General features: G+C 72.4%; 26 protein-coding genes. 18 read left to right on the top strand and 8 right to left on the bottom strand.

The annotated features are described in order from the left end of the window. Positions 1 to 165: 165 nt before the first annotated feature. The gene (locus C2L59_RS39620; protein WP_103354716.1) at positions 166 to 705 is read left to right on the top strand and encodes a snapalysin family zinc-dependent metalloprotease; all 540 of its coding nucleotides are present in this window, start codon (positions 166 to 168) and stop codon (positions 703 to 705) included. Here C2L59_RS39620 and C2L59_RS39615 read toward each other — a convergent pair. Continuing rightward, positions 699 to 1,616 (bottom strand): DMT family transporter, encoded by a 918-nt coding sequence (locus tag C2L59_RS39615; RefSeq protein WP_103354715.1) that lies wholly within the window; start codon positions 1,614 to 1,616, stop codon positions 699 to 701. The two genes, C2L59_RS39620 and C2L59_RS39615, sit on opposite strands and share 7 nt — an antisense overlap. Positions 1,617 to 1,726: 110 nt before the next feature. Between C2L59_RS39615 and C2L59_RS39610 the strand changes: the two genes are divergently transcribed. The 5 genes from C2L59_RS39610 to C2L59_RS49565 are packed head-to-tail and all read left to right on the top strand — an operon-like array spanning position 1,727 to position 5,316. Further along, positions 1,727 to 2,191, top strand: a complete 465-nt coding sequence (locus C2L59_RS39610) for an Lrp/AsnC family transcriptional regulator (protein ID WP_103354714.1) — start codon at positions 1,727 to 1,729, stop codon at positions 2,189 to 2,191. Between the two features lie 57 nt (positions 2,192 to 2,248). After that, a complete protein-coding gene (locus C2L59_RS39605) occupies positions 2,249 to 3,475 on the top strand; it encodes a sensor histidine kinase (RefSeq protein ID WP_103354713.1) in 1,227 nt (408 codons plus the stop codon). Then, a complete protein-coding gene (locus C2L59_RS39600; RefSeq protein WP_103354837.1) occupies positions 3,472 to 4,119 on the top strand; it encodes a response regulator transcription factor in 648 nt (215 codons plus the stop codon). The genes C2L59_RS39605 and C2L59_RS39600 overlap by 4 nt, the downstream gene beginning before the upstream one ends. A 19-nt stretch (positions 4,120 to 4,138) precedes the next feature. Beyond that, complete coding sequence (locus C2L59_RS39595; RefSeq protein WP_103354836.1) at positions 4,139 to 4,843, top strand: class I SAM-dependent methyltransferase; 705 nt, start codon at positions 4,139 to 4,141, stop codon at positions 4,841 to 4,843. A gap of 2 nt (positions 4,844 to 4,845) precedes the next feature. Next, on the top strand, positions 4,846 to 5,316 hold the full coding sequence (locus C2L59_RS49565; protein ID WP_233223941.1) for a hypothetical protein: 471 nt from the start codon (positions 4,846 to 4,848) through the stop codon (positions 5,314 to 5,316). A 7-nt stretch (positions 5,317 to 5,323) separates the two neighbouring features. Here the strand turns inward: C2L59_RS49565 and C2L59_RS39585 are convergent, their stop codons facing one another. From C2L59_RS39585 to cysD, 3 genes are read right to left on the bottom strand one after another with little or no spacing between them, the layout of a single operon-like run. Then, a complete protein-coding gene (locus C2L59_RS39585; RefSeq protein ID WP_103354712.1) occupies positions 5,324 to 5,689 on the bottom strand; it encodes a VOC family protein in 366 nt (121 codons plus the stop codon). A gap of 34 nt (positions 5,690 to 5,723) precedes the next feature. Beyond that, positions 5,724 to 7,535, bottom strand: coding sequence for an adenylyl-sulfate kinase (gene cysC, locus C2L59_RS39580; RefSeq protein ID WP_103354711.1), 1,812 nt, complete (start codon positions 7,533 to 7,535; stop codon positions 5,724 to 5,726). Then, entirely contained in the window at positions 7,535 to 8,467 is a 933-nt protein-coding gene (gene cysD, locus C2L59_RS39575) for a sulfate adenylyltransferase subunit CysD (RefSeq protein ID WP_199199551.1), read from the bottom strand. Before cysD ends, cysC begins: the two co-directional genes overlap by 1 nt. A 39-nt stretch (positions 8,468 to 8,506) precedes the next feature. Here cysD and C2L59_RS39570 point away from each other — a divergent pair, with 39 nt between their 5' ends. Genes C2L59_RS39570 through C2L59_RS39555 form a run of 4 tightly spaced genes read left to right on the top strand, consistent with a single transcriptional unit; the run spans position 8,507 to position 12,127 of the window. Beyond that, positions 8,507 to 8,986, top strand: coding sequence for a nuclear transport factor 2 family protein (locus C2L59_RS39570; protein WP_199199549.1), 480 nt, complete (start codon positions 8,507 to 8,509; stop codon positions 8,984 to 8,986). Then, positions 8,983 to 10,173 carry a hypothetical protein gene (locus tag C2L59_RS39565; RefSeq protein WP_103354708.1) on the top strand — a complete coding sequence of 397 codons (1,191 nt, stop codon included), beginning with the start codon at positions 8,983 to 8,985 and terminating at the stop codon, positions 10,171 to 10,173. Before C2L59_RS39570 ends, C2L59_RS39565 begins: the two co-directional genes overlap by 4 nt. Continuing rightward, the gene (locus tag C2L59_RS39560; protein ID WP_103354707.1) at positions 10,170 to 10,958 is read left to right on the top strand and encodes an SDR family oxidoreductase; all 789 of its coding nucleotides are present in this window, start codon (positions 10,170 to 10,172) and stop codon (positions 10,956 to 10,958) included. The genes C2L59_RS39565 and C2L59_RS39560 overlap by 4 nt, the downstream gene beginning before the upstream one ends. A gap of 8 nt (positions 10,959 to 10,966) precedes the next feature. Further along, a complete protein-coding gene (locus tag C2L59_RS39555) occupies positions 10,967 to 12,127 on the top strand; it encodes a sulfotransferase (RefSeq protein ID WP_103354706.1) in 1,161 nt (386 codons plus the stop codon). Positions 12,128 to 12,160: 33 nt separating this feature from the next. On the opposite strand, the gene C2L59_RS39550 is transcribed toward C2L59_RS39555, so the two are convergent. Further along, positions 12,161 to 13,369 (bottom strand): glycosyltransferase, encoded by a 1,209-nt coding sequence (locus C2L59_RS39550; protein WP_103354705.1) that lies wholly within the window; start codon positions 13,367 to 13,369, stop codon positions 12,161 to 12,163. Positions 13,370 to 13,406: 37 nt separating this feature from the next. Here C2L59_RS39550 and C2L59_RS50135 point away from each other — a divergent pair, with 37 nt between their 5' ends. Beyond that, positions 13,407 to 14,030: a TetR/AcrR family transcriptional regulator gene (locus tag C2L59_RS50135; protein ID WP_103354704.1), complete on the top strand. Its 624-nt coding sequence runs from the start codon at positions 13,407 to 13,409 to the stop codon at positions 14,028 to 14,030. 3 nt (positions 14,031 to 14,033) lie between these two features. On the opposite strand, the gene C2L59_RS39540 is transcribed toward C2L59_RS50135, so the two are convergent. Next, entirely contained in the window at positions 14,034 to 15,701 is a 1,668-nt protein-coding gene (locus tag C2L59_RS39540) for a GGDEF domain-containing protein (protein ID WP_103354703.1), read from the bottom strand. A gap of 127 nt (positions 15,702 to 15,828) precedes the next feature. On the opposite strand from C2L59_RS39540, the gene C2L59_RS39535 reads away from it, so the two are divergent. Next, complete coding sequence (locus tag C2L59_RS39535; RefSeq protein ID WP_103354702.1) at positions 15,829 to 16,176, top strand: helix-turn-helix transcriptional regulator; 348 nt, start codon at positions 15,829 to 15,831, stop codon at positions 16,174 to 16,176. Continuing rightward, a complete protein-coding gene (locus C2L59_RS39530; protein WP_103354701.1) occupies positions 16,173 to 16,808 on the top strand; it encodes an SRPBCC family protein in 636 nt (211 codons plus the stop codon). The genes C2L59_RS39535 and C2L59_RS39530 overlap by 4 nt, the downstream gene beginning before the upstream one ends. Before the next feature lie 13 nt (positions 16,809 to 16,821). Here C2L59_RS39530 and C2L59_RS39525 read toward each other — a convergent pair whose 3' ends face one another. Further along, positions 16,822 to 17,175, bottom strand: coding sequence for a PASTA domain-containing protein (locus tag C2L59_RS39525; RefSeq protein ID WP_233223940.1), 354 nt, complete (start codon positions 17,173 to 17,175; stop codon positions 16,822 to 16,824). A 61-nt stretch (positions 17,176 to 17,236) separates the two neighbouring features. Here C2L59_RS39525 and C2L59_RS39520 point away from each other — a divergent pair, with 61 nt between their 5' ends. The 5 genes from C2L59_RS39520 to C2L59_RS39500 all read left to right on the top strand — a co-directional run bounded on the left by C2L59_RS39520 (position 17,237) and on the right by C2L59_RS39500 (position 24,960). Then, entirely contained in the window at positions 17,237 to 18,808 is a 1,572-nt protein-coding gene (locus tag C2L59_RS39520; protein WP_103354699.1) for a deoxyguanosinetriphosphate triphosphohydrolase family protein, read from the top strand. 324 nt (positions 18,809 to 19,132) lie between these two features. Beyond that, a complete protein-coding gene (locus tag C2L59_RS39515; RefSeq protein WP_103354698.1) occupies positions 19,133 to 22,051 on the top strand; it encodes a S8 family serine peptidase in 2,919 nt (972 codons plus the stop codon). 104 nt (positions 22,052 to 22,155) lie between these two features. After that, entirely contained in the window at positions 22,156 to 22,806 is a 651-nt protein-coding gene (locus C2L59_RS39510; RefSeq protein ID WP_103354834.1) for an acVLRF1 family peptidyl-tRNA hydrolase, read from the top strand. 137 nt (positions 22,807 to 22,943) lie between these two features. After that, positions 22,944 to 24,572 (top strand): ABC-F family ATP-binding cassette domain-containing protein, encoded by a 1,629-nt coding sequence (locus C2L59_RS39505; RefSeq protein WP_103354697.1) that lies wholly within the window; start codon positions 22,944 to 22,946, stop codon positions 24,570 to 24,572. A 178-nt stretch (positions 24,573 to 24,750) separates the two neighbouring features. Next, positions 24,751 to 24,960 (top strand): helix-turn-helix domain-containing protein, encoded by a 210-nt coding sequence (locus C2L59_RS39500; RefSeq protein WP_003071237.1) that lies wholly within the window; start codon positions 24,751 to 24,753, stop codon positions 24,958 to 24,960. Here the strand turns inward: C2L59_RS39500 and C2L59_RS39495 are convergent. Further along, the gene (locus tag C2L59_RS39495) at positions 24,947 to 26,299 is read right to left on the bottom strand and encodes a glycosyltransferase 87 family protein (protein ID WP_103354696.1); all 1,353 of its coding nucleotides are present in this window, start codon (positions 26,297 to 26,299) and stop codon (positions 24,947 to 24,949) included. The two genes, C2L59_RS39500 and C2L59_RS39495, sit on opposite strands and share 14 nt — an antisense overlap. Positions 26,300 to 26,320: the final 21 nt, after the last annotated feature.

Below are 26,320 nucleotides of genomic sequence, written 5' to 3'. Positions count from 1 at the left end.
ACCGAGCAGACCACGGCGGCCGGGGCCGGGGGCTCACGCGGCGGCGGGACCGGCCTCCCTCCCGGGAGGGAGCGACTTTCGGCCGTGGCCGCGCCGGTGGTGGCCTTCTAACCTGATCGCGCGAACCACGGTGAAGTGCTTCCTGAACCGGACGAAGGAGACACGATGAACGGACGCGTGATCGGCCGGGTCGTGGCCCTGGCCACGGCGGTCGCGGCCCCGCTGGGCCTGGGGCTGGCCACCGCCCCGGCCGCTTCGGCGGCGGCTGTCACGACGCTGTACTACAGCTCTTCGGGCGCGCCGGACTACCTCGCCCAGATCGACCAGGGCGCGGCCAACTGGAACGCCGCGGTCACCGACGTGAAGCTGGTCAAGCGGAACACGAGCGCCACGATCGTGTTCCACGAGATCCACAGCGGCGGCTCGTACACGAACACGAACGGCCACGGCCGCGGCCAGATCTACCTGGACACGAGCCAGGTGGCGGAGGGCTTCGACCCGACCCGCATCGCGGCCCACGAGCTCGGCCACAACCTCGGCCTCCCGGACCACTACAGCGGCCCGTGCACGGAACTGATGTCGGGCCACGGCCCGGGGACGGCGTGCAAGAACGCGAAGCCGTCGGCGGCGGAGGCGGCGAAGGTGCAGTCGTTGTGGGTGAACGGTTTGGTGGCCGCGGCCGGGAACCGCGCGGTCGCTTACTGACCCGGCTCGGGGTGGCCTTCCGCGCGAAGGCCGCCCCGGGTCTTTTTCCGGTGCAGGCCCAGGGTGACCCCGGCGATGACGACCGCGCCGCCGAGGATCTGCGGCACCGAGAGCGTCTCGCCGGCCAGGACGACCGCCCACACCAGGCCCGCCACCGGGACGATGTTCAGCAGGTTGACCGCCACACTCGGCTCCAACCCGCGAAGCCCGTGGTTGTACAGCAGGAACGCGGCGACCGAACACAGCCCCGCCAGGAACCCGATCCGCAGCACAGTGCCCCCACCGGGCACGCTCCACCGGTCCACTTCGGACACCGACAGCACCACGAACCCGGCTGCCCCCGCCAGAGTCTGGTAGTACGTCACCACGATCGGCGACGCGCCCGAGGTGTCCCGGCGGGCGATGACGTTGTACGCCGCCCAGACCACGCCGCCCGCGATCAGAAACGCGTCGCCCCACAGGGAATGCGTGCCGCCGCCCCTGCCCCCGACCACCAGCCAGACGCCCGCGATCGCCAGCAGCATGCCCGTCAGCCGGACCGGCGAGAACGCCGTGCGCCCGGACAGGACCAGGGTCAGGAGCGGGTAGGACGCGACGATGAGCGTTGCGTCCGACGCCGTGGCCAGGTCCACGCCGACGTTCTCCAGCGCGAAGTACGCCGTGATACCGAGCAGGCCCGCCCCGCCGATGAACAGGCGCTGCCGGGGCGACGGCAGGCGCCGCCGGTGCGGGCCCGTGTGCACCGCCACGCCGAGGATCGCCGCCGCCACGAGGAACCGCAGGGCACCCAGGGTCATCGGCGGGACCTCCGACAGGACCACCTTGGTGACCGCGAACGAACTGCTCCAGATCAGCGCGGCGCCCAGCACGGCGGGTACGGCCAGGCGGGTTCGCGGAGAATCGGTGATCATGGTGCCACGGTAAACAGCGAACGATCGGGAGCCGGGAAACTCCGTGCTAGATTCGGCGAACTGCCGAAAATGGCGAATATCACGAGCCACAGCACGAGTGCAGAGGCGAGATGGACGAACTTGACACGGCCCTGCTGACCCTGCTCCAGGAGGACGCCAAGCAGACCAACAAGGAACTCGCGCGCCGGCTGCACATCGCGCAGTCGACCTGCCTCGAACGGGTGCGGGAGCTGACCCGGCGGGGGATCGTGCGCGGGCACACCGTCGACGTCGACCTGAAGAAGGTCGGGCGGCCCGTGCAGGCCATGGTCGCCGTGCGGCTGCGGCCACCCGACCGGGCCGTCATCGAATCCTTCCGCGCCTTCGTCGAGGGCCTGCCCGAGGTGCTGTCCGTCTTCGTCATGTCCGGCAGCGACGACTTCCTCCTCCACATCGCCGTCGCCGACAACGACCAGCTGAGCGGGTTCGTCCTCGACCGGCTGACGCAGCGCCGCGAGATCGTCGACGTCCGGACGTCGGTCATCTTCGCCCACTTCCGCCGCACCGTGGTGACGCCGCCCGGCGGCGACGGGTGACGCGGGTCCACCGCGGGAGGGAGGCGCACCCGGGGTTCCGGCTGCGAAGATCGGCCCGTGCGGATCTTCCGGCCCCTGACGAGCAAGGCGACCTACCGCCGCTGGGTCTACCTCGTGCTCGGTGGCGCCATCAGCGTGCCCTACATCCTGTTCGCCGCCGTTGCCGTGCCGTCGCTGCTGCCCTTCGTCACCACGCTGGGGCGGGCCACCGTGGTCGGCGGCCTGCTCACCCTGGCCGTTCTCGCCGGGACGGCGTTCCTGCCCGCGGTTCACGTGCTGGAGTCGACCGCCGTCCGTGAGCTGCTGGACGACCCGGTGCCGGACGCGCCCGCGAAACCGCACACGCGCCAGGGCCGGCTGCGGGCCGCCGCGATGTTCGTGCTGCACGTCGGGGCCGGGTTCGTCGTCAGCTTCTGCAGCCTCGCCGCGCCGGTCGCGATCGGGCTGTCCGTCAGCGCCGTCTTCACCGGGCACCTGTTCCGGACCGACGCCGGCGACCAGGTCCTGGTGCCGGCCGGCTGGGCGTCGGTGTGGCTGCCGCTGGTCTTCCTGCTCGGCCTGGTGCTGCTGGTCTACGCCGTCGGGGTGGCCGGCGGGCTGCTGCGCCGGGCCGCGGCCGTGCTGCTCGGGACGACCGCCGCCGACCGGATCGCCCGGCTCGAACGGCGGACCGAACAGCTCGCCGAGCGCAACCGGCTGGCCCGCGAGTTGCACGATTCGGTCGGGCACGCGCTGAGCGTCGTCACCATCCAGGCAGGTGCCGCCCGGCGGACGCTGCGCACCGACCCGGATTTCACCGAGCGGGCGCTGGCCGCCATCGAGGAGTCGGCGCGCACCGCGCTCGGCGACCTCGACCACGTGCTGGGGCTGCTGCGGGAGGAGGCGGCGGGCCGGGCGCCGCAGCCGCTGCTGACCGCGTTGCCGGCGCTGCTCGAAACGACCCGGCTGGCCGGCACCGAGGTGGCCGCCGAGATCGGCGGCGACCTGGCCGCCGTGCCGCCGGTAGTGTCCCGCGAGGTGTACCGGATCCTGCAGGAATGCCTGACCAACGCGGTGCGCCACGCCGGTGGGGTCCCGGTGGCGGTGGTCGTCGGGGTCGCGGCGCACGAGCTGCGCGCGCGGGTCGCGAACCCGCTGGCGAGCGGCCCCGGCCGGGCGGGCGGCGGCCGTGGCCTGCGCGGGATGTCCGAGCGGGTGGCGGTGCTCGGCGGCGAGCTGTCGGCCGGGCCGGTGGACGAGCGGTGGGAGGTCGTGGTGCGGGTGCCGTGGGGGAGCGGGCGATGAGCGTGCGCGTGCTGCTGGTCGACGACGAGCCGCTGATCCGGGCCGGGCTGCGGGCGATCGTCGACAGCGAGGACGGCCTTTCGGTGGTCGGGGAAGCCACCGACGGCGCGGAGGTGCCCGGGCTGGTCGCCCGGCTACGCCCCGACGTCGTGCTGATGGACGTGCGGATGCCCGCGGTGGACGGGATCCGGGCCACCACGCTCCTGATGTCCACTGTGGACACGCCGCCGAAGGTGATCGTGGTGACCACCTTCGAGAACGACGACTACGTCTACGACGCGCTCCTCGCGGGCGCCAGCGGGTTCCTGCTCAAGCGCGCCCGGCCGGAGGAGATCGTCGCGGCGATCCGGACGGTGGTGGCGGGGGAGTCGCTGCTGTTCCCGGCGGCACTGCGCCGGCTGGCCGCCCGGCACGCGCCGGCGGGTGACGGCCTGGCCGGCGCCGGGCTGACCGAGCGCGAACGCGAGGTGCTGCGGCTGATGGCCGGCGGGCTGTCCAATGTGGAAATCGCCGGCGAGCTGTACCTGGGCGTCCAGACGGTGAAGACCCACGTGGGCAACGTGCTGGCGAAGCTCGGCGCGCGCGACCGGACCCAGGCGGTGGTCCGGGCCTACGATTCCGGGTTCGTGACGCCCTCGGGATGATTCGGGCATGATGGGCGCCATGACTGCGGCATACGACGAATTCGCCGAGGCGTACACGGCCGAGAACGCAGACAGCCTGATGAACGCCTACTACGAGCGGCCCGCGGCCCTGGCGCTGGCCGGGGACGTGGCCGGGCGGCGGATCCTCGACGTCGGCTGCGGCTCGGGCCCGTTGTCCGCGGCGCTGCGGGACCAGGGCGCCGTCGTGACCGGGATCGACCAGAGCGCGGGCATGCTGGCGCAGGCCCGGCGCCTGGTCGGCGAGGACGTTGACCTGCGGGTCGCCGACCTGGCCGAGCCGCTGCCCTTCGGGGACGCGGAGTTCGACGACGTCATGGCGTCCCTGGTGCTGCACTACCTGCGCGACTGGGCCCCGACGCTGGCCGAGCTGCGGCGCGTGCTGAAGCCCGGCGGCCGGCTCATCGCGTCGGTGAACCACCCGATGATGGTCAACGTCACGCACCGTCACGAAGGGCCCCGGCCGGACTACTTCGAGCCGTACACCTGGACCGACGAGTTCGAGCTGCACGGCCGCAAGGCGCGCATGACGTTCTGGAACAAGCCGCTGCACGCGATGACGGACGCGTTCACCGCGGCCGGCTTCCGCATCGCGGCGATCAGCGAACCGCACCCGGTGCCGGCGGCGCGGGAACTGTTCCCCGGGGATTTCGAACTCCTCGACACCTTCCCGAGTTTCCTGTTCTTCGTGCTGGAAGCCGGATAGCCGTGTCCGGTGCGCGCCTCCTCGGCTTCCTGCGTGAGCTGCAGGCGAGCACCCCGTGGACGGTGGTGCTCGCCGAGGAGGCCGGCGCCTGCGTGAAGTGGCGGCTGACCGGGTCGACGTGGGAGGCCACCGTGATCGTCGAGCCGGGGCGCTGGCTCGGCCTTGAATTCGAGGCGCGGGACCCGTCGAGCGGCCGGCGCGTCACCTACGACATCGACACCGACCTGTACGACATCTCGCGGGACGACCAGCGCGAATCTGCCGCCGGAATCGAACGCGACATCATCGAATTCCTCGGCCACCTGCGGGCGGGGGCCGTGCTGCGCGGAACCGGCGGACCGAAGGTCGTGCTCGTCTTCCCGCTGGACGGTGCCTACGTCCGCGTCGTGCGAGGGCGTTTCATGACCGGCGCGTCCTCGCACGCGGACCTCGCCGCCGCCCGCAAGGACGGCGCCTACGTCCCGGTCGACTGAGACGCACTCAGTCCAGGCAGAACTCGTTGCCCTCGACGTCCCGCATGTTCAGGCACGACTCGTTTTCGTCGTCGGCGAGCAGGAGCTGCCCGCGGACCGCGCCGAGCGCCACCAGCCGTGCGCCCTCGGCCTCGAGCGCGGCCAGCCGCTCTTCGCCGGCGAGCCCCGTGCCGACCCGGACGTCGAGGTGCACGCGGTTCTTGACGACCTTGCCTTCGGGCACGCGCTGGAAGTACAGCCGCGGGCCCACCCCGACGGGGTCGGTGCAGGCGGTGCCCTGGAGCTCATACCCCAGCACCTCGCTCCAGAACCGGGCGACGCGCTCGGGATCCGCGCAGTCGAAGGTGACCTGGACCTGCCTGACCGACGTCATGCCGCCCACCCTAGAAGGCGCGGGCAAGCGAATTTCAGCCGAGGTCGTCGAGCCGGGCCTGGATCGCCGCCGCCATCGCCGCCGGGTCGCCGTCGCCCGGGCGCAGCACCAGATCGGGGGCCGACGGACGCTCGTAGGGCGCGTCGATGCCCGTGAAGCCGGTGATCTCGCCCGCGCGTGCCTTCGCGTACATGCCCTTCGGGTCGCGGGCTTCGCAGACCTCCAGGGGCGTGTCGACGAAGACCTCCACGAACGGCAGGCCCTCGTGCACCGCCCGCGCCCGGGCCCGATCTTCCGAATACGGGCTGATCAGGGACGCGATCGCGACCACGCCCGCGTCCGCGAACAGGCGCGCCACCTCCGCCACCCGCCGGACGTTCTCCGCGCGGTCCCCGGGGCTGAACCCCAGCCCGGCGTTGAGGCCGTGCCGCAGGTTGTCGCCGTCCAGCAGGTACGCCGGGCGGCCCGCCGCGACCAGCCGGCGTTCCAGTTCGACCGCCACCGACGACTTGCCCGACGCCGACAGCCCGGTGAGCCACACCGTCGCGCCGCGGGTCGGGCGGTCCTCGCGGCGGACCGCCGCCGTGTGCCAGACCACCGGGGACGCCGGGGCGCCGGTGATCATGCCCGCCGCGACCGTGTCGCCGGTGTGCTCGTCGACCAGCAGGAACCCGCCGGTCGCGCGGTTGCGGCGGTACGGGTCGAACAGCAGCGGGCTGCGCGTCCGCAGGCGGATGCGGCCGATGTCGTTCAAGGCCAGCGCTTCCGCGGTCTCGTCACGGTGCAGGGTGGTCACGTCGAGGCGGTATTCCAGCCGCTCCACCGTGCCGCGCGTCTCGGTGGTCGTGTGCCGGACCGCGTAGGTCGCGCCCGGCGTCAGGGCGGCGCGCTCGGAGAACCAGCAGACCAGGGCATCGACCTCGCGGGCCGATCCGGCCCGGTTGCCGGGGCGGCACAGCATGGCCCCGCGGCCGAGGTCGAGGTCGTCGGCCAGCTCGACGGCCACCGCCTGCCCCGTGAACGCCTCGTCCAGGGGCTGCCCGCCCGGGCCCCACACCGCGCGCACCTTCGAGGTGAAACCGGACGGCAGCGCGACGACCTCGTCGCCCGGCTTGAACACCCCGCCCGCGATGGTGCCCGCGTAGCCGCGGAAATCGGACCGGCGGATGACGTACTGCACCGGGAACCGGGCGTCGATCAGGTTGCGGTCGGAAGCGACGTGCACCTCTTCAAGCTGGTGCAGCAGCGAAGTGCCCTCGTACCACGGCATGCTCGCGCTGCGGTGGACGACGTTGTCGCCGTGCAGCGCGGAAACCGGCACGAAGGTCAGGTCGGCGACGTCGAGTTTCATCGCGAACCGGCGGAAGTCCTCGCGGATCTCGTCGAACCGCTCCGGGGACCAGCCGACGAGGTCCATCTTGTTCACGCACACCACGAGGTGCCCGATCCCGAGCAGCGAGGCGAGGAACGCGTGCCGCCGCGACTGTTCGAGGACGCCCTTGCGCGCGTCGACGAGGATCAGCGCCAGGTCGGCGGTGGAGGCGCCGGTCACCATGTTCCGCGTGTACTGCAGGTGACCCGGGGTGTCGGCGATGATGAACTTGCGCCGCGGCGTGGCGAAGTAGCGGTGGGCGACGTCGATCGTGATGCCCTGTTCGCGCTCGGCGCGCAGGCCGTCGGTGAGCAGCGCGAGGTCCGGGTAGTCCTCGCCGCGGTCGCGGCTGGCGCGTTCGACGGCGGCGAGCTGGTCGGTGAAGATCGCCTTCGAGTCGAACAGCAGCCGGCCGATCAGCGTGGACTTCCCGTCGTCCACGCTTCCCGCCGTGGCGATCCTCAGCAGCTGCATCAGAAGTAGCCCTCTCGCTTGCGGTCTTCCATGCCTGCTTCGGAAATCCGGTCGTCGGCGCGCGTCGCCCCGCGCTCGGTTACGCGGGTGGCGGCCACCTCGGCGACCACTTCGGACGGTGTCGCCGCCGAGGACTCGACGCAACCGGTGCAGGTGGCGTCGCCGACGGTCCGGAAGCGCACGGTCGCCTCGTACGGCTGTTCGCCGTCCACAAGGGACAGGAACCGGGTGGCCGCCAGCAGCATGCCGTCGCGCTGGACCACCGGGCGTTGGTGGGCGTAGTACAGCGGCGGCAGCGCGATCCGCTCGTCCCGGATGTACTGCCAGATGTCCAGCTCGGTCCAGTTCGACAGCGGGAAGACGCGGATGTGCTCGCCGCGGCGGTGCCGGCCGTTGTAGAGGTTCCACAGCTCGGGGCGCTGCGCCCGCGGGTCCCACTGGCCGTGCTCGTCGCGGAAGCTGAAGACCCGCTCCTTCGCGCGGGCCTTCTCCTCGTCCCGGCGGGCGCCGCCGAACACGGCGTCGAAGCCGCCCTCGCGGATCGCCCGCAGCAGCGTCACCGTCTGCAGCCGGTTGCGGCCGGCTCCCGGCCCGGTCTCCTCGACGACGCGACCGGCGTCGAGGTCGTCCTGGACGCTCGCGACGAGCAGGCGCAGGCCCAGGGCGGCGACGGTCTCGTCGCGGAACCGCAGCACCTCGTCGAAGTTGTGGCCGGTGTCGACGTGCAGCACCGGGAACGGCAGCGGCGCCGGCCAGAACGCCTTGGCGGCGGCGTGCAGCATCACCACCGAGTCCTTGCCGCCGGAGAAGAGCAGGACCGGGCGCTCGAAGGTCGCCGCGACTTCGCGGAAGACGTGCACGGCCTCCGCCTCGAGCGCGGCCAGGTGCGAGAGCTCGTACGAGGTCACGGACACCGGAAAAAAGTAGAACATGTTCTTGTCATTGGTCAAGCGGTGCGGGACGCTGTGGGGATGGACCTGGTCGTACTCGAAGAGATCAAGCGGCTGAAGTACCGGTACCTGCGCGGGGTGGACCTGAAACTGTGGGACGAGGTGGCCGGCACGTTCACCGTCGACGCCACGGCCGACTACGGGACGCACGCGGTGGGCGGTGACGGGAAGCAGTTCGAAGGCCGCGACGCCATCGTCGGCTTCCTCACCCAGAGCCTCGGCAACGGCATCATCACGGTGCACCACGCCGGTCAGCCCGAGATCGAGGTCGACGGCGACACCGCGACCGGGCGGTGGTCGTTCACCGACAAGGTCATCGTGCCCGAGCACAAGGTGATCATCGAAGGCGCCGCGTTCTACGAGGACACCTACCGCCGCGACGACGACGGCGCCTGGCGGATGTCCCACATCGGGTACGTCCGGACCTACGAGTCGATGCTGTCCTTCGACAGCGTCCCGGGCTTCCGGCTGATCGCCAACCGCTGGGCCGTCCCGGCATGATCGAGAACGAGTTCTCGTTGACCCGGCCGTTCGCCGACGCCATCGTCGAGGCCGAAAAGCTGATCGCCGCGGCCCCGCCGGCGCAGACCGAGCAGGGCCTGCTCGAGGGCTACGACTACCTCGCCGGCAGCATCCGGGCGTCCCTGCAGATAACCTGGGCCTACCAGCGCGACTTCCCGTACTTCACCGCCTCCACCGGGCCGTACACGAAGATGGGCCTGGACAACCCGGACACGCTGTACTTCAACGCGAACATCCGCGACGACCGCGAATACCTGGTCACCGGCGTCCGCGGCACCACCGCCGACCTGAGCTTCCAGGTCCTCAACGGCGACTATTCGCCGGTCGAGGTGCCCGACAGCCTGGCCGCGTTCGACGACCGCGCCCTCGAAATCGGGGCCGACGGCCGGTTCGAGCTGCGGTTCGGCCCGGCCCGCGAGAACCCGGGGCCGAACTTCTTCGTCCTCGGCAAGGGCTCGTCGATGCTCGTGGTCCGCGAGGTCCACAGCGACTGGGCGACCGAGCGGCGCGGCGAGATCCGCATCCGGTGCGTCGACACCGCGGGCCAGGCGCCGCCGGTGCCGGACCGGTCCGCGCTGGCCAAGCGCTACGGCGTCACCGGCAAGATCCTGCTGAGCCGGCTGAAGACGTTCCTGGCCTTCCCGAAGTGGTTCTACGACAACCTGCCGGTGAACACGATGACCGAGCCGCGCTCGACACCGGGCGGGCTCACCACGCAGTTCTCCTCGGCCGGGCACTACGAGCTCGGCCCCGAAGAGGCGATGATCGTCACCGTGCCGCGCTGCGCGGACGCGCCGTACCAGGGCATTCAGCTCGGCAGCCTCTGGTACGTCTCGCTCGACTACATCAACCACCAGACGAGCCTCACCGCCGACCAGGCGCACGTCGATCCGGACGGCAAGATCCGGTTCGTGATCAGCGAGCGCGACCCCGGCCTGGCGAACTGGCTGGAACTCACCGGGCACGACCGCGGGTACGTGCAGATCCGCTGGCAGCGGCTGGCGCGCGACCTCGGCCCGGCCGACGGCCCGGTCGTCGAGGTGGTCAAGACCGACGAACTGCCCGACCGGCTGCCCCACCACGCCGACGCGCGGGTGACGCCGGAGCAGTGGGCGGCGCGGATCGCGGCCCGGCAGGACGCCGTCGCCGCCCGGATGCTGGGGTGAGCGTGGACAACCTGCTGCAGGACAAGGTGGTCGTCGTCTCCGGGATCGGCCCTGGGCTCGGCCGGTCGATCGCCGTGCGCAGCGCGCTGGCCGGCGCCGACGTCGTGCTGGCCGCCCGCACCGAGTCGCGGCTCACCGAAGTCGCGAAGGAGGTCACCGACCTCGGGCGCCGGGCGGTCGCGGTCCGGACCGACATCGACGACGCGGATTCCGCGGCGAACCTGGTGACCGAGGCGGTCAAGGCGTTCGGCCGGGTGGACGCGGTGGTGCACAACGCCTTCGCCGTCCCGCCGCTGACCGATTTGGCCACTGTGGACTTCGACGCGGTCCGCGCGGGGTTCGAGACGGCGGCGATCTCGGTGCTGCGGCTGACCCGGCTGTTCCTGCCTTCGCTCAAGGAGAGCAAGGGCTCGCTGGTGATGATCAATTCGGCCGTGCTGCGGCATTCGCGGAAGACGTTCGGCGCCTACAAGATGGCGAAGTCGGCGCTGCTTTCGCTGTCCCAGAGCCTGGCCAGCGAGCTGGGGCCGGACGGCGTCCGCGTCAACACCGTGGCGCCCGGGTACATCTGGGGACCGAACCTCCAGTGGTACTTCGCCTACCTGGCCAAGGAACGCGGCATCACGCCCGAAGAGGTGTACGCGGAAACGGCGTCCACAACAGACCTGCGCAAGCTGCCGGAACCCGACGAGATCGCCGACGCCGTGGTGTTCCTCGCCTCGCCGATGGCCCGCGCGATCACCGGGCAGTGCCTCGACGTCAACGGCGGCGAGTACCACCACTAGGAGGATCCATGCGCCCCGGCCGGGAAGACGTCGGCACCTTCGACGACCTGCACGCCTCGGCGTCGAAGCTCACCGGCCTCGGCGACTTCGGTGCGGACGAATACGCCGAAGGCCTGCGTGTGCTGCTGGAGTCGTACGAGGCGGACGAGGAACTGACGCCGTACGGCAACAAGGTGCACCGGGCGATGCTGCGCGGCGCTCTGGTGGCGCGGCTGCTGAGCGAGGCGTCGTGGAAGCAGAACCCGGCGTACGCGGATGTCCGGGTGGAGCGGCCGATCTTCGTCACCGGCCTGCCGCGCACGGGCACCACGGCGCTGCACCGGCTGCTCGCCGAGGACCCCGCACACCAGGGCCTGGAAGTGTGGCTCGCCGAGGTCCCGCAGCCGCGGCCGCCGCGGGACTCGTGGGCGGACAACCCGGTCTTCCGGGGCATCCAGGCCGGCTACGAACGCCACCACGTCGAGCACCCGGAGTTCATGGGCGTGCACCACATGTCCGCCGACCAGGTGGAGGAGTGCTGGCAGCTGCTGCGCCAGTCGATGCGTTCGGTGTCGTTCGAGTGCCTCGCGCACCTGCCGCGGTACTCGCGCTGGCTGGCCAAACAGGACTGGACGGACGCCTACGCCCGGCACAAGCGCAACCTGCAGCTGATCGGCCTGCCGGACGCGGGCCGGCGCTGGGTGCTCAAGAACCCCAGCCACCTCTTCGCGCTGGACGCGCTGATGGCGAACTACCCGGACGCGCTGGTCATCCAGACCCACCGGGCGCCGCGCACGATCATGGCGTCGATGTGCAGCCTGGCGGAGAAGGCCGCGGACGGCTGGTCTTCGAAGTTCCGCGGCGAAGTGATCGGCCACGGGCAGCTCGACCTGTGGGCGCGGGGAGCGGACGAGTTCGGCTGGGCCCGCGAGCGCCACAACGCCGCGCAGTTCTGCGACGTGCGGTACGAGGACTTCGTGGCGGACCCGATCGGCACGGTGTCCACTGTGTACGACCACTTCGGACTGGAGTTCACGCCCGAGGCGCGGGCGGCCATGACGGCGGTGCACGAGGCGAGCCGGACGGGCGACCGGAAACCGGTGCACCGATACAGTCTGGCGGACTTCGGCCTGACGCCCGAGGAAGTCGACGAACGGTTCGCGAGCTATCTCGCCGCGCACGGCTCGTGAGCGCTTGAGGCGAGTCAGAACTCGCCTTGGCCCTCACGACGAGCCGCGGCAGGGCTGGGTGATGAGCTCGACCACCTCGGCCATCGTCGGGCCGGCGGTCATTTCTGCGGCCAGTTCCCGCGCGCGGGTGCGGTAGCGCGGGTCGTCGAGGACGGCGCGGACGGCTCGCCGCAGCGTGCGCGGTGAGGCCGAAGTGCGGGCGCGGCCGATCCCGGCCCCGGACCAGGCGACCCGGGCCGCGACTTCGCGCTTGTCCTCGCTGGCCCCGACCACGACCAGCGGCACGCCGTAGCGGAGGGCGCCGTTGACGCCGCCGTACCCGCCGTTGCTGACCATGGCGGCGCAGCGGGGGAGCAGCTCGTCGTAGGGCAGGAAGTCCGCCACCCGCACGTTCGCCGGCAGCGGGCCGGGCCGCGGCGGCGCGCCGCACGTCGTCACGACGACCAGGACGGCCTCGCCGGCCAGGGCGTCGATGGTGGGCTCGACGAGCCGGCCGAGGTCGTCGTTCGCGATCGTCCCCTGGGTCACGTGCACCACCGGCCGTCCGTCGTCGAGGTCGGCCCACCACGGCGGCAGCGGGTGCTCGCTCGCCGCACTGACCGTCGTCGGCCCGATGAAGTGCAGCGGCGCGCCCGGGCGCGGGTATTCGAAGCCCGGGCAGGTCATCTGCAGCACGCCGTCGCTGTGCAGCGGCCAGTCCGTGAACCGCATGCCGGGGTCGCCGCCGAGCAGGTCGTGTGCCAGTCTCTGCGCCGGTCCGGTCACCAGCGGCGCGAGCGCTTTGAGCACCAGCCCTGGGAACCGGCCGGGCGGGCCGGTCGGCACCGGCGGCAGGAACGGCAGGAACCCCAGCGTGAGCAGGCGTGGCCGGTGCTCACGGCGGACCAGCGCGAGCCCGGCCATCATCAGCGGGTCGCACAGGACGACGTCCGCTCGCTGCCGGTCGATGACGCTCAGCTGGTGCGGCATCGCGCGGACGAAGTTCGCGAGTTCGAACCGGGCGAGCCCGAGGCCGCGCTTCCCGGCGCGGCCGGGGATCGAGCCGTCGAGGTCGGTCTCGTCGAAGTCGGCCTCCGGCGGCAGCGGCTCGACGGCGGCGCCCAGCTTCTCGAACGTCTCCCGGTAGCGCGCGCCGGTGACGACGAGGGCCTCGTGCCCGGCGGCGACCAGGGCTTCGACGATCGGTTTCGTCGGGCCGACGTGACCCCGGGCGGGCTGGACGCAAACGAGGACACGGGTCATGGCTCCCCTTTGAGCGATACGTTGTACCATCCAATTGATGACGGTACCCGAAGGCGCGCGACGCCGTTACGCGTCGCCGGTGCGCGAAGCCCGCGCGCGCCGGACGCGGGCCCACGTGGTGGCGACGGCGGGGGAGTTGTTCGCCGCGCGCGGCTACGCGGGCACGAGCATGCGGCAGATCGCCGCCGAGGCCGGGGTGAGCCTGGAGACGGTGACGCAGACGGGCCGCAAGCCGCAGCTGCTGCTGGCCGCGTTCCGGGACGGCTTCGCGGGCGACCCCGACGCGGTGAACCTGGACGCGCTGGCGGGCCCGGCCGGCCCGGCGGACCTGCCGGCGGTGGTGGCGAGCGTGGCCGCGGGCGTGCACCGGTCGCTGCCGATCTGGCGCGCGTTCACCACGGCGGCCGCGGCGGACCCGAAGGTGGCGGCAGTCCGGGCCGAGCTGGCGGTGGCCCGCCGCGCGGAGATCGCGGACCGGCTCTCGGCGGCGGGCCTGGCCCCGGCAGGCGGTTCGGCGGGCCGGCTGGCGGACGCGATCGGGCTGATCACGTCCCACGAGGCGTACGACCACCTGACGACGGTGTGCGGCTGGGCGCACGAGGAGTACGTGAAGTGGGCGGCCGCGGCGATCCCGGCCCAGCTGACGCTGGACTGGGCGTGAGCGCTAGCCGGCCGCCGCCTGCAGGCCGCGGGTTCCGATGCCGCGCAGCACTTCCACCCGGTCCGAACCCGGGCGGCTCAGCACCCAGCTCGACCCCGGCACCGCCTTCGCGCGCTTCTTCAACGGCGCCAGCAACCGCGAAACCTCCTGGTACGAACCGATCGCCCCGCTCGCGCACACCAGCGTCGCCAGGGACACGGTCACCGGCAGGCCCTCCGCCGTCCAGTGGCGGTCCAGCAGCGCGCCCGCCACCGTGGCGATTTCGTCGACGTCGCAGACCACCAGGAAGTCGTCGCCGCCGACGTGGCTCACGCGCATCCGGCGCAGGCCGCCGGCCAGGTCCGTCAGGGCCGCGCCCAGCTCGCGGATCAGGTGGTCGCCCGCCGCGAAGCCGGCCGTGTCGTTGACCTCCTTGAAGCTGTCGATGTCCAGCCAGGCCGCCACGAACGGCTCGCCGATCGTGATGCGGCGGCCCACGTCGCGGGCGATCGTGTCGCTGCCCGGCAGCCGCGTCAGCGGGTTCAGCGCCGCCGCCGCTTCCACCTTCGCCTCCGCCACGCCGCGGACCACCTCGGTCACCAGCACCACGCCGAGGCAGCGGCCGAGCTCGTCGACCACGACCACGTCGTCGCCGGTGCGGCCCCAGTCGGCGTCGGTGACCAGCTCGAGGAACTCCATCGCGCCCGCGCGGCCCTCGATCGTGTGCGGCGCGTCCGCGAGCCGGGCCGCCGGGCGCTTCGCGTGCAGCGCGTGCCCGTACGGGCCGGTGACCGCCACCAGGAACCGCGTCCGGTCGACCGACCAGCGCGGCCGGTTCAGCTCGTCCACGCCGACCACGCCCGAGGGCGCGTCCGCCGCCGCGAGCACCGCGCGGACCTCGTCGCAGGTCGCCGTCTCCGGCAGCGTCGTCGCCGGGCGGAGGAAGTCGCCGACGCACGGCGCCGGCGCCGGGGCCGCGGGACGGCCGCGCGTCAGCAGGGCCGGCGCGGGCCCGGCCGCGGTCGGCGGCGCGAGGAGGTGCCCCTGCGCGATCCGGACGCCGAGGCCGCGGACGGCGTCGAGCTGTGCGTCCGTTTCCACCCCGGTCGCGACGAGCCGGGTGCCGGTGCGGTTCGTGTAGTGCAGCAGCGCCTCGACCACGGCGACCGCGGCCGGCTCGTCCGGCAGGCCGCGCAGCACCGTGCGGTCGAGTTTCACCAGGTCGATCGGCGCCTCGACGAGCAGGGCCAGCGGCAGGTCGCCGCGGCCGAGGCCGTCGAGCGCCAGCCGGAAGCCGAGCTCGGTGAGCGCCCGCATCCCGGCGAGCGCGCGGCCGGCGGGCAGCGGCGCGAACGGCGGGCCGATCTCCAGGACGACGTCACGGGTGCGGCGGCCCGCGTCGCCGAGCGCTTCGAGGAGGTCGTCGTACATCGACGGCGGCGCCGCGAGGGTGCGGGCCGAGACGTTCAGGTGCAGGGGGAGTGCGGTCGGGTTCTCGGCGTCCTGCCGGACGGCGGCGGCCGCGAGGCCGAGGTCGGCCTCGGCGAGGCGGCCTTCGCGGCGCGCCTGCGTGAGGAGCTCGGGGACCGTTCCGTGGCCGGGCCTGGCCAGCGCTTCGTGCGCCACGACGCCCCCGGTGTGGAGGCTGTACAGCGGCTGGAAGGCGAAGCGGACCGCGCGTGGCGACTTCACGGGCCGATCGTCTCGGCTCGCGCGGTGAAGGGGAACCGATGTCGACTGATGTTCACCGGGGATTACCCCCATCGGCGTACCTGTTTCAGTGTTGACTTATATAAGTTGCTACTTGTAGCTTGGCCGGGTGCACGCGTTCGACGTCCTCGGCGACCCGGTCCGCCGCCGGATCCTCGAGCTGCTGGCCGACGGCGAACGGGCCGCCGGCGCGGTGACCGAGGTGATCCGGGCCGAGTTCGGCATCTCGCAGCCGGCCGTCTCCCAGCACCTGAAGGTGTTGCGGGAGAACGGGTTCGCCATCGTCCGCCAGGACGGGACGCGGCGTCTGTACGCGGTGGGGCACGCCCCGCTGCGGGACGTCGACGGCTGGCTGGACCGGTTCCGCCGGTCCTGGACGCCGCCGCTGGACGCCCTGGCCACCGAAATCGCCCGCGGCAAGCGTGCCCGGCGCCGCACCGAAGGAGAACCACCGTGATCGACGTCAGCCACCAGATCAGCGCCGTCCGCCGGACGGTCGGCAAGCGCGTGCTCGAGGCGGGTGAGGCGCGCGTCATGACCATCAGCCAGGTCTACGACACCGACGCCGACGACATGTGGGACGCGGTGACGAACGCCGAGCGCATCCCGCGCTGGTTCCTGCCGGTGTCCGGCGAGCTGCGCGTGGGCGGGAAGTACCAGCTGGAGGGCAACGCGGGCGGCACGGTCGAGCGCTGCGACCCGCCCAAGAGCTTCGCCGCGACGTGGGAGATGCACGGCGGCGTGAGCTGGATCGAGGTCCGCCTGACGCCCGAAGGCGACGGCACGCGGTTCGAGCTGGAGCACGTCGCGCACGTCGACGACCACTGGGAGCAGTTCGGCCCGGGCGCGGTCGGCATCGGCTGGGACATGGCCCTGACGGCCCTGGTCCGGCACCTGGCCGCCGGCCCCGCGTACGTCGTCGACCCGCAGGAGGCGATGGCCTGGATGGCATCACCCGAAGGGGTCGAGTTCGTGACCGCGGCCGGCGAAGCGTGGTACGCGGCACACGTGGCCGGCGGCGAGGAGGAGGCGGTGGCCCGCGCCCAGGCCGATCGCTGCCTGGCCGCCTACACGGGCCAGCCGGAGTGATGCCCCGCGCGGATCAGCGGTCGGTGTACTTGACCGCGGTCAGGGTGATCACCGCGTCGGGCGGGACTTCGGTGCCGGGCGCCGGGTCCTGGCCCGTCTGGCGCCAGTTGCGGTCGATCACCAGCGCGCGGCCCTGGCCGGTGCCGTCGACCTCGCGCAGGTTGTAGAGGCCGGCTCGCTGCATCGCGTCCTGGGCGTCCTGGTGGTTCATGCCGGAGACATCCGGGACCTTGATCGGCGCCGCCGGAGCGGAGGCCGAGGGCGCGGTCGTGGTCGGAGTCGTCGTGGCGGGTGAGCCGGGTGGGGCGCCGCACGCGGCCGCGGCGAAGGCGAGCGCGGCCAGGGTCGTGACCATCCGTCGGGACATGCCCGCGGGGTACCCACGCGCCTGCCCGCCGTTCAGGTGAACCTGCGGATAAGGTCGGCGCATGGATCAGGGCAGCGAGCACACCGACCCGCGGGCCGCGCGGCGCGATCCCGTGGCGAACGTCGGCGGGTTCACCGACCTGGCGACCAGCCCGTTCCGGATCGACCGCGACCGGATCGCCGCGTCGCCGTTCTTCGCGCGGCTCGGCGGGGTGACGCAGGTCGTCAGCGCCGGCGGGGCCGGGCTGCTGCACAACCGGCTCACCCACAGCCTCAAGGTCGCGCAGGTCGCCCGGGCCATCGCCGAGCGGGTCACCACCGGGCCCGACGCCGGCCTGGCCGACAAGCTCGGCGGCTGCGACCCCGACGTCGCCGAGGCCGCCGCGCTCGCCCACGACCTCGGGCACCCGCCGTTCGGGCACCTCGGCGAGCAGACGCTCGACCGGATCGCCCGCCACCGCTTCGGCCTCGCCGACGGCTTCGAGGGCAACGCGCAGACGTTCCGGATCATCACCACCACCGACGTGCGCGGGCCGTCGGCGATCGGCCTCGATCTGACCGCCGCCGTGCGCGCCGCCGTGCTCAAGTACCCGTGGCTGCGGCTGCACCACCCCGCACCGCACCCGTCCGAGCTGGCCGTGCCGCCGCGCGGGGCGGCCGAGCCGGGCGGCCTGCCGGGCACCGGCGCGGCCAAGTTCTCCGCCTACGCCACCGAACTCGACGACTTCGAGCAGGCGCGTGCGGCCTTCGCCGGGCGCGTCGAAGGGTGGCAGCAGACCGTCGAAGCGTCCGTGATGGACACCGCCGACGACATCGCTTACGCCATCCACGACCTGCAGGACTTCCACCGCATCGGCGTCCTGCAGCACGCGCCGGTCGCGGCCGAGCTGGGGGAGTGGCTCGAGCACGCGGCCGAGCTGGCCGCGCTGGACGACGAGACGCTGCACGCGGACCTGCGCCGCCCGGGCCGGTCGCTGGAACGCCTCCGCCGCCGCCTGCACGCCAAGGACGCGTGGATCGTCGACGACGACGCGTTCGCGGCCGCGGTCGCCCGGGTGCGCGCGGAGCTGGTCGACGGCCTGCTGGCCGGCGAGTTCGACGGCTCGATCGAGGCCGAGCAGGCGACGGCGGCGTTCTCCGCGAACTGGACGGCCCGCCTGGTCGACGGCGTCTTCCTGGTGGCCTCGCCGTCCACGCGCACCGGGCACGTCTCGCTGCGGCCCGCCCAGTGGCACGAGGTCCAGGTGCTCAAGTTCGTGCACCGCCGGTTCGTGCTGCTGCGCCCGGACCTGGCGCTGCACCAGCGCGGCCAGGCCGGCGTGGTGACGAGCCTGGTCGACGCGCTCGACGCGTGGCTGCTCGACCGCGACGAGGTGTCCCGCCTGCCGCGCCGCCTGCACGACCTGGTCGAGCTGGCCCGCGCGGAGTACGCGGGGCTGGCGCGCTCGGCGCCGGAGCTGCTGGTGGGCGCGACGGGCGAACCGGTGACGGGGGCCGACGCGGTGCGCGGGCTGGCTCGCGGCCGCGCGGTGGTCGACTTCGTGGCTTCGCTGACCGACAAGCAGGCGGTGACCCTTTTGGACGCGCTGTCGGGCCGGGCCGCCCAGCCGTGGTCGGATTCGTTCGTGCTCTGAGCGGCGGGCCCCGGCGGTAACGAACCTCCCCCACGGCCCCGCCGGTTGCACGCTGCCGGTGAGTGGTTTGTGGACTTCCCACTCCGTGGTCACCCTTGCGGACACCGGTGGGACGATCATTTGTCCGGTGCGTGTCCGGTGACTGGTTCACCGCTGCGCTGAACGGCCTACGTCATCCGGCCTATTCGGGAAATTATCCGTCCTTTGTCACTCGAACGGCTGATGTTTACGGAGAACACCCGGTACTTAGCTGGATCCAGCCGGTGATCACCGGCGTCGGTCAGCGTGAGTCGGGGCACGCGCCTGGAGAATCGGAGGGCGCCCGTGCGTCGTACCCGTTCCAACAGATCGAGAACCACCGTCCTGACCGCCGGGGCCGCGGCGCTGCTCGCCGCCCTCGGCCTCGTCTCGCCGCCCGCCGCGGGCGCCGCGACCGCGTCCACACCGGACAGTTTCAGCGAAACCGCGCAACAGCAGATCGCCGCGCTGCAGGCGGTCAAGGCGGGCCGCACCGCCACCGAGTCCAAAGTAGACAGCAAGCTGCTGGTCGCCGAAAAGGGGCTGGGGAAGCAGCTGAACGCGCTGCAGTCCGGCGTGGGCGCCGGCGGCACCGTCGTCGTCGACATCCGGGCGAGCAAGGTCTCGCCCGACCTCATCGCCGGGCTCACCAAGGCCGGGGCGGGCATCCGCGCGGTGTCCGACCGGTACGCCAGCGTCCGGGCCGAGGTCCCGGTGGCCAAGGTCAGCGAGATCGCCGCGCGCGGCGACGTCAAGCGGGTCGAGCAGGCCGACCAGGCGATGACCGCCCGCGAGCTGGCCACCCCGGCGGCGACGCCGGGCAAGGCCGGTACCCCGGCGGAAACCAAGCAGCAGAAGGCCGATCGCATCGCCGGCGAGCTGCAGAAGGCCCTGAGCGCCAAGGCCCAGCGCAGCGCCGTCGCGGCCGCACCGCTGGTCAGCGAAGGCGACCGCGCGCACAACGCCGACATCGCCCGCCAGCAGTTCGGCGTCACCGGCGTCGGCGTCAAGGCGTGCGCCCTGTCGGACGGCGTCGACTCCCTCGCCGCTTCGCAGGCCAAGGGCGAACTGCCGCCGGACGTCGACGTCATCGCCGGTCAGGAGGGCGACGGCGACGAGGGCACCGCGATGCTCGAGATCATCCACGACCTCGCGCCCCGCGCCGCGCTCGGCTTCGCCTCGGCGTTCAACTCCGACGCCAGCTTCGCGGACAACATCCGCAAGCTGCGCTTCGAGTCGCACTGCGACGTCATCGTCGACGACGTCATCTACTTCAAGGAATCGCCGTTCCAGGACTGGATCATCGCCCAGGCCGTGAACGACGTCACCGCCGACGGCGCGCTGTACTTCTCGTCCGCGGGCAACGAAGGCAACGTCGCCAGCGGCACCGCCGGGCACTGGGAAGGCGACTTCGCCGACTCCGGCAAGGCGATCGGCAAGTTCGCCGGCACCGCGCACAACTTCGCCGGCGCGGCGGGCAACCAGATCTACGAGCCGATCTCCAACGCGTCCTCGGCCGGCGTCCCGGTGACGCTGCACTGGTCGGACCCGATCGGCGCGTCCGCCAACGACTACGACCTCTACCTGCTCAACGCCGCGGGCGCCGTGGTCAGCTTCAGCCAGAACGTCCAGGACGGCACCCAGGACCCGTACGAGATCCTGCAGACGCCCACGTTCGGCGGCACCGGGCTGCGCCTGGCCATCGTCAAGTTCTCCGGCCAGAACCGCTACCTTTCGCTTTCCGCGCTGCGCGGCCGGTTCTCCGACTCGGCGGACGGCCTCAAGGCGTTCAACACCCCGGGCGTGACGGTCGGCCACTCGGCCGCGCGGGACGCCTTCAGCGTCGCGGCCGCCCCGGCGGCCAAGGCGTTCGGCCGGGCCCTCGAGCCGGGCGACCCGGCCAACCCGGCGGGCCCGTACCCGGGCTCGTTCAGCGGCGCCACCAAGGCCGAGCGGTTCACCTCCGACGGTCCGCGCCGCGTGTTCTACGAAGCCAACGGCACGCCGATCACCCCGGGCAACGTCTCCTCGACCGGCGGCGAGGTCCGGAACAAGCCGGAGATCACCGCGGCCGACGGCGTGCAGACCAGCGTGACCGGGTTCAACCCGTTCTTCGGCACCTCGGCCGCCGCCCCGCACGCGGCCGCCATCGCCGCGCTCGTGCTGTCCGGCAACCCCGGCCTGCCGCCCGCGGAGGTGCGCGAAGCGCTGATCAACACCGCGATCGACATCGAAACCCCGGGCCGCGACAACTTCACCGGGGCCGGCGTCATCCTCGCGGACAAGGTGCTGGCCTACACCGGCGCCAGCCCGCAGCCCCTCGCGGTGGCCAAGCAGCCGACGGTCACCCCGGCCGACGGCGGCTCGGCGCTCGACCCGGGCGACACCGCCAAGGTGACGCTGCCGGTGACCAACGACGGTGACGGCACCGCGGTGTCCACCAGCGTCGTGCTCACCAGCCCGACCCCGGGCGTCACGGTGGCGCCGCGGGCCAAGTCCTACGGCACCATCAGCCCGGGACAGACCGGCGTCAACGACTTCACCATCACCGTCCCGGCGAGCCAGCAGCTCGGCGTGCCGGTGGTGCTGAACGCCCGCGTCACCTTCGCCGGCTCGCACTCGCCGACGACGTCGACGTTCTCGCTGCCGGTCGGCACCCCGTCGCCGGTCGCGCAGGACTTCGCCTACACCGGCGCGCCGGTGGCGATCCCGGACAACAGCCCGGTCGGGGCGTCGGTGACCATCCCGGTCACCGGGGTCGGCCGCGCGTCCAAGGTGACGTTCTCGGTGGACGGCACCACCTGCAGCACCGATCCGGCGTCGACCACGGTGGGGCTGAGCCACTCCTACGTCGGTGACCTCGTCGGCACGCTGACCGCGCCTTCGGGCGCCAAGGCGACGGTGTTCCAGCGCAACGGCGGTTCGGGCAAGAACCTGTGCCAGGTGGTCTTCGCCGACAACGCGGCGACCGCGTTCAGCACGGTGACCTCGGCCAACGCGCCGTTCACCGGCACGTACCGGCCGGCGCAGGCGCTGACCGGCAACCTCGCCGGTGCGGCGGCGGACGGCACGTGGACGTTCTCGGTGGTCGACGCCGCCGCGAGCGACTCCGGCACGATCCGCGCGGTGGCCCTGCACATCAACGGGTTCGTGCAGCCCCCGGCGGCCGGCGCGCCGTCGAACGTGCGGGGCGTGACGAACAACGGCCCGGTGCACCCGCTGTAGGCCCCAAGCGCCCCAATGTGGCGTTCGGTGCGTCCAACGCACCGAACGCCACATTGGGTGCGTCGGACGCAACCAACGCCACATTGGGGCGCTACCTTCTGGCCATGGCGAAGGCGCGGGACGTCGCGGGCGGCGGGCGCGCGGTCGAGGTGCCGCCCGAGCGGCTGGCCGGGTTCTTCGCCCGGTTCGCCGAGCGGCACGACGGCATCGCCGGCACCGAAGCCGGCCCGCACGAGGTCCGCGTGACGGCGGCCGACGGCACCACCGCGACCGCCACTGTCCCGTTCGGACCGCTTGGGGAGCCCTCGGTGGCCGGGCTGGTCGCGCACGCGCTGGTTCCGCGGACGATCGCGCTCGTGCTGGTGCGCCGGGGCGGCCACAGCGTCGGCATCGCGCGGGGCGGCCGGATCGAGGTCTCGCGCACCCACCGGCACCTCGTCCAGGGCCGCTCGGCGGCCGGTGGCTGGTCGCAGCAGCGCTTCGCGAGGCGTCGCGCGGGACAGGCCCGCCACGCGCTCCAGGACGCCGCCAAGGACGCCTTCGAGGTGCTCGTGCCGCGGCTGTCCGAAATGGATGCCGTGGTGCTCGGCGGCGACCGGCGGGCGCTCGACGAGCTGCGCGAGGACCGCCGGCTGGCGCCGCTGTTCGCCCGTGCGGAACCCCGCGTGCTCGACGTCGGCGAGCCCGGCCGGGCCGTGCTGGAGGAGGCCGCCGTCCGCGCGCTGTCGGTGCAGGTCACGCTGCGCGACGGGTGAGACCGCACACGTCCGGAAAACCCGGTGGACCGCGGCCCGTACACTGGGCTCCGTGGATATCCAGCTGGAGTGACGCCGCGGCCCGAGCGGCCGCCTGAAGCTGTCCTCCGTACGCCCCCATTCCACGGGAGTTCCCCTTGATCACGGCCACCGGCCTCGAGCTGCGCGCTGGTTCGCGCATCCTGCTCAACGGCGTCACCCTCCGCATCCAGCCCGGCGACCGCATCGGCCTCGTCGGCCGCAACGGCGCGGGCAAGACCACCTCGCTGAAGGTCCTCGCCGGCGAAGGCGAGCCGCACGCCGGCGAAGTCCGGCGCACCGGCGAACTCGGGTACCTGCCGCAGGATCCGCGCGAAGGTGATCTTTCGGTCACCGCGAAGGACCGCGTGCTCTCCGCGCGCGGTCTGGACAAGCTGATGCGCGACATGGAGAAGGCGCAGGCCTCGATGGCCGAGCTCGTCGACGAAGCCGCGCGCGACAAGGCCATCAACCGCTACGCCCGGCTCGAAGAGCGCTTCGCCTCCCTCGGCGGGTACGCCGCGGAGAGCGAAGCCGCGCGGATCTGCTCCAACCTGGGCCTGGCCGACCGGGTTCTCGCCCAGACACTGGGCACGCTCTCCGGTGGTCAGCGCCGCCGGGTCGAGCTGGCTCGGATCCTGTTCGCTGCGGCCGAAGCCGGCGCCGGCGGCAAGTCCGAGACGATCCTGCTGCTCGACGAGCCGACCAACCACCTGGACGCCGACTCCATCAACTGGCTGCGCGGCTTCCTCAAGCAGCACGACGGCGGCCTGGTCGTGATCAGCCACGACGTCGAGCTGCTGGCCGACGTGGTCAACAAGGTCTGGTTCCTCGACGCCACCCGCGGCGAGCTCGACCTGTACAACATGGGCTGGCAGCGGTACCTCGACGCGCGCGCCACCGACGAGAAGCGCCGCCGCCGCGAGCGCGCCAACGCCGAGAAGAAGGCGTCGGCGCTGCAGCAGCAGGCTGCGAAACTCGGGGCGAAGGCGACGAAGGCCGTGGCGGCCAAGAACATGGCGCGCCGCGCCGAGCAGATGCTGTCGTCGCTGGAAGACACCCGCCACGCCGACAAGGTCGCCCGGATCAAGTTCCCCGAGCCCGCCCCCTGCGGCCGCACCCCGCTCACCGCGGAAGGTCTCTCGAAGTCGTACGGCTCACTGGAAATCTTCACCGGCGTCGATCTCGCCATCGACCGCGGTTCGAAGGTTGTCGTACTCGGGCTGAACGGCGCCGGAAAGACGACTTTGCTGCGGCTGCTCGGCGGAATGGAAACCCAGGACACCGGATCCGTCGTTCCGGGTCACGGATTGCGCCTGGGCTATTACGCACAGGAACACGAAACTCTTGATCATGACGCGTCGGTGTGGGAAAACATCCGACATCTCGCGCCGGACACCGGCGCGCAGGAGTTGCGGAACCTGCTCGGCTCGTTCCTCTTCACCGGCGAACAACTCGACCAGCCGGCAGGCACGCTTTCCGGCGGCGAGAAGACCCGGCTCGCGCTGGCGGGCCTGGTCTCCAGCGCTGCCAACGTGTTGCTGCTGGACGAGCCCACGAACAACCTGGACCCCGCCAGCCGCGCGCAGGTCCTGGACGCCTTGCGCAGTTTCGCCGGGGCCGTCGTGCTGGTGACCCACGACCCGGGCGCGGTCGAGGCCCTGGAGCCCGAGCGGGTCATCCTGCTGCCCGACGGGACCGAGGACCACTGGTCGGCGGACTACCTCGAACTTGTCCAGCTCGCGTGAGGCGTGCGTCCATTCGGGTGCAAGATCACTGACCGCAGAGCACTGGAATGGCCCAATGTGATCGCAATTTCGGCTGTTTCACGTCTGTCGTCTGGCATTCCGGCGCTCAGTGTTCGATCATTGCCCCGGCAGGGGCCGATATGTGGCCCAGAACACTCTCGGCGGGAAGGCGATCGACGTGGCTGATCTCAAGAAAGGCGCGCGGATCACCGGCAACACGCGCGACAAGCTGGCCGCTGACCTGAAGAAGAAATACGAGAAGGGCTCGAGCATCCGGGCTCTCGCGGAGTCGACGGGGCGGTCCTACGGCTTCGTGCACCGGGTGCTGTCGGAGTCCGGCGTCCAGCTGCGGGGGCGCGGCGGGGCCACCAGGGTCAAGAAGAAGTAGTCGCGGAACGCTGCGCGGGGGGCGCAGCGGGCACTTCGGCCACGCGGAACGTCAGGTGGGCCCCGAGCAGGACCAGCGGGTACACCAGGTAGCCGTAACGGGTGGCCGGGGTGAGCAGGATCAACGCGCCGAGTCCGACGGCGGTGCGCAGCAGTGCGCCGGAGCCGTTCGCGGGGGGCCGGCGCACCAGCCACACCAGCACGGCCACGGCGGCGGCGCCGACGAGCACGAACGCCGCCACCTGACCGAACGGGCCGGTCCCGGCGATCAGATGGCCCGGCAGCGGGCTGGCCGCGGGCGAGCGCACGACGCCCATTCCGAGCGGGAACCGGAAGACGTGCTCCACGAACGCCGCCGGATCCACCAGGTACACCGGCAGGTGCACGGCGGCCGTCGTCGCCACCAGCGCCGCCGCGAACCGGCCCAGGGCCGCCCAGTCGAGCCCGTTCCCCCGGCGCACCAGCACGAGGACCGCCAGCACCGCGGCCGCGGGCGCCACGATGAGCTTCGCGCTGATCACCAGCGCCAGCACCAGGCCGGACCAGGCGAAGCGCCCGGTGGCCGCCAGCGCGCAGCTGAGCACCAGCAGGCCGACGATCGCCAGGTCCGGGCCGGCAACGGCCCAGGTGAGCGCGGTGAGCGGGCAGGCCAGCGCGAGCTGCGCGGCGCCGACCGGCACCCGTGGCCGGTTCAGCAGCTTCAGCGTGCCCAGCACGCACGCGCAGGCGGCCAGGGCGAACATCCAGCGGGCGTCGGTGAGCGCGTCGGTCAGCGGCGTGCCGCCGAACAGCGCCCGCGGCAGGCCGAAGATCGCCATCACCGGGCCGTAGGGCGTGTAATCGTTTACCACCGGCGGCCGGCCGAGCGCGGTGACGTCGACGTACGGGGTTCCGTGGTGCAGCAGCAGATCCGCGGACCGCTCGATCACCCAGACCTCGGGCTGCGCGGCCCACGAAACCGGCGTGATCAGCCAGTCCACCCCGGTGAGGCGGCGAATCACCAGAAGCGCCAACGGAAGGATCATCGCCAACAGCGCGACGACGGCGATGCCGCACCAGCGTGACCCGAGCACGCCGGCCGGGCGGCGTCCCCGGCGCGCGGCCAGCAGCAGGTATCCGCTGTGGGCCGCGCCGAAGCCGTAGGCCACCGTCGCGAAGTTGCCCCAGACGCGGTAGCCGTAGAATTCGGACACCAGCGCCGTGGGCAGCGCGAAAGCCAGGCAGGCCAGGTAGAACCCCAGGTCCCCACGCAGGGGCGCGGCCTCCCCGGTGCGCGCCGGCGCCGTGAAGAGCCGGGCCGCGCGCCGCCATGCGGGCGCCTGGCCCACCTCCGTTTCCACGTCGCCAGGCTACCGAGGCGC

The sequence above is a fragment of the Amycolatopsis sp. CA-128772 genome, from assembly GCF_002904295.1.
Classification (GTDB): domain Bacteria; phylum Actinomycetota; class Actinomycetes; order Mycobacteriales; family Pseudonocardiaceae; genus Amycolatopsis.
The sequence above is the reverse complement of the archived record's forward strand: the minus strand, read 5'-3'. Positions and strand labels throughout refer to the sequence as shown.

Coding starts and splice junctions, on each gene's coding strand:
- C2L59_RS39620 (WP_103354716.1), top strand. CDS start 166: ATGAACGGACGCGTGATCGGCCGGGTCGTGGCCCTGGCCACGGCGGTC.
- C2L59_RS39615 (WP_103354715.1), bottom strand. CDS start 1,616: ATGATCACCGATTCTCCGCGAACCCGCCTGGCCGTACCCGCCGTGCTG.
- C2L59_RS39610 (WP_103354714.1), top strand. CDS start 1,727: ATGGACGAACTTGACACGGCCCTGCTGACCCTGCTCCAGGAGGACGCC.
- C2L59_RS39600 (WP_103354837.1), top strand. CDS start 3,472: ATGAGCGTGCGCGTGCTGCTGGTCGACGACGAGCCGCTGATCCGGGCC.
- C2L59_RS39595 (WP_103354836.1), top strand. CDS start 4,139: ATGACTGCGGCATACGACGAATTCGCCGAGGCGTACACGGCCGAGAAC.
- C2L59_RS39585 (WP_103354712.1), bottom strand. CDS start 5,689: ATGACGTCGGTCAGGCAGGTCCAGGTCACCTTCGACTGCGCGGATCCC.
- cysC (WP_103354711.1), bottom strand. CDS start 7,535: ATGCAGCTGCTGAGGATCGCCACGGCGGGAAGCGTGGACGACGGGAAG.
- cysD (WP_199199551.1), bottom strand. CDS start 8,467: ATGTTCTACTTTTTTCCGGTGTCCGTGACCTCGTACGAGCTCTCGCAC.
- C2L59_RS39570 (WP_199199549.1), top strand. CDS start 8,507: ATGGACCTGGTCGTACTCGAAGAGATCAAGCGGCTGAAGTACCGGTAC.
- C2L59_RS39565 (WP_103354708.1), top strand. CDS start 8,983: ATGATCGAGAACGAGTTCTCGTTGACCCGGCCGTTCGCCGACGCCATC.
- C2L59_RS39555 (WP_103354706.1), top strand. CDS start 10,967: ATGCGCCCCGGCCGGGAAGACGTCGGCACCTTCGACGACCTGCACGCC.
- C2L59_RS39550 (WP_103354705.1), bottom strand. CDS start 13,369: ATGACCCGTGTCCTCGTTTGCGTCCAGCCCGCCCGGGGTCACGTCGGC.
- C2L59_RS50135 (WP_103354704.1), top strand. CDS start 13,407: ATGACGGTACCCGAAGGCGCGCGACGCCGTTACGCGTCGCCGGTGCGC.
- C2L59_RS39525 (WP_233223940.1), bottom strand. CDS start 17,175: ATGTCCCGACGGATGGTCACGACCCTGGCCGCGCTCGCCTTCGCCGCG.
- C2L59_RS39520 (WP_103354699.1), top strand. CDS start 17,237: ATGGATCAGGGCAGCGAGCACACCGACCCGCGGGCCGCGCGGCGCGAT.
- C2L59_RS39510 (WP_103354834.1), top strand. CDS start 22,156: ATGGCGAAGGCGCGGGACGTCGCGGGCGGCGGGCGCGCGGTCGAGGTG.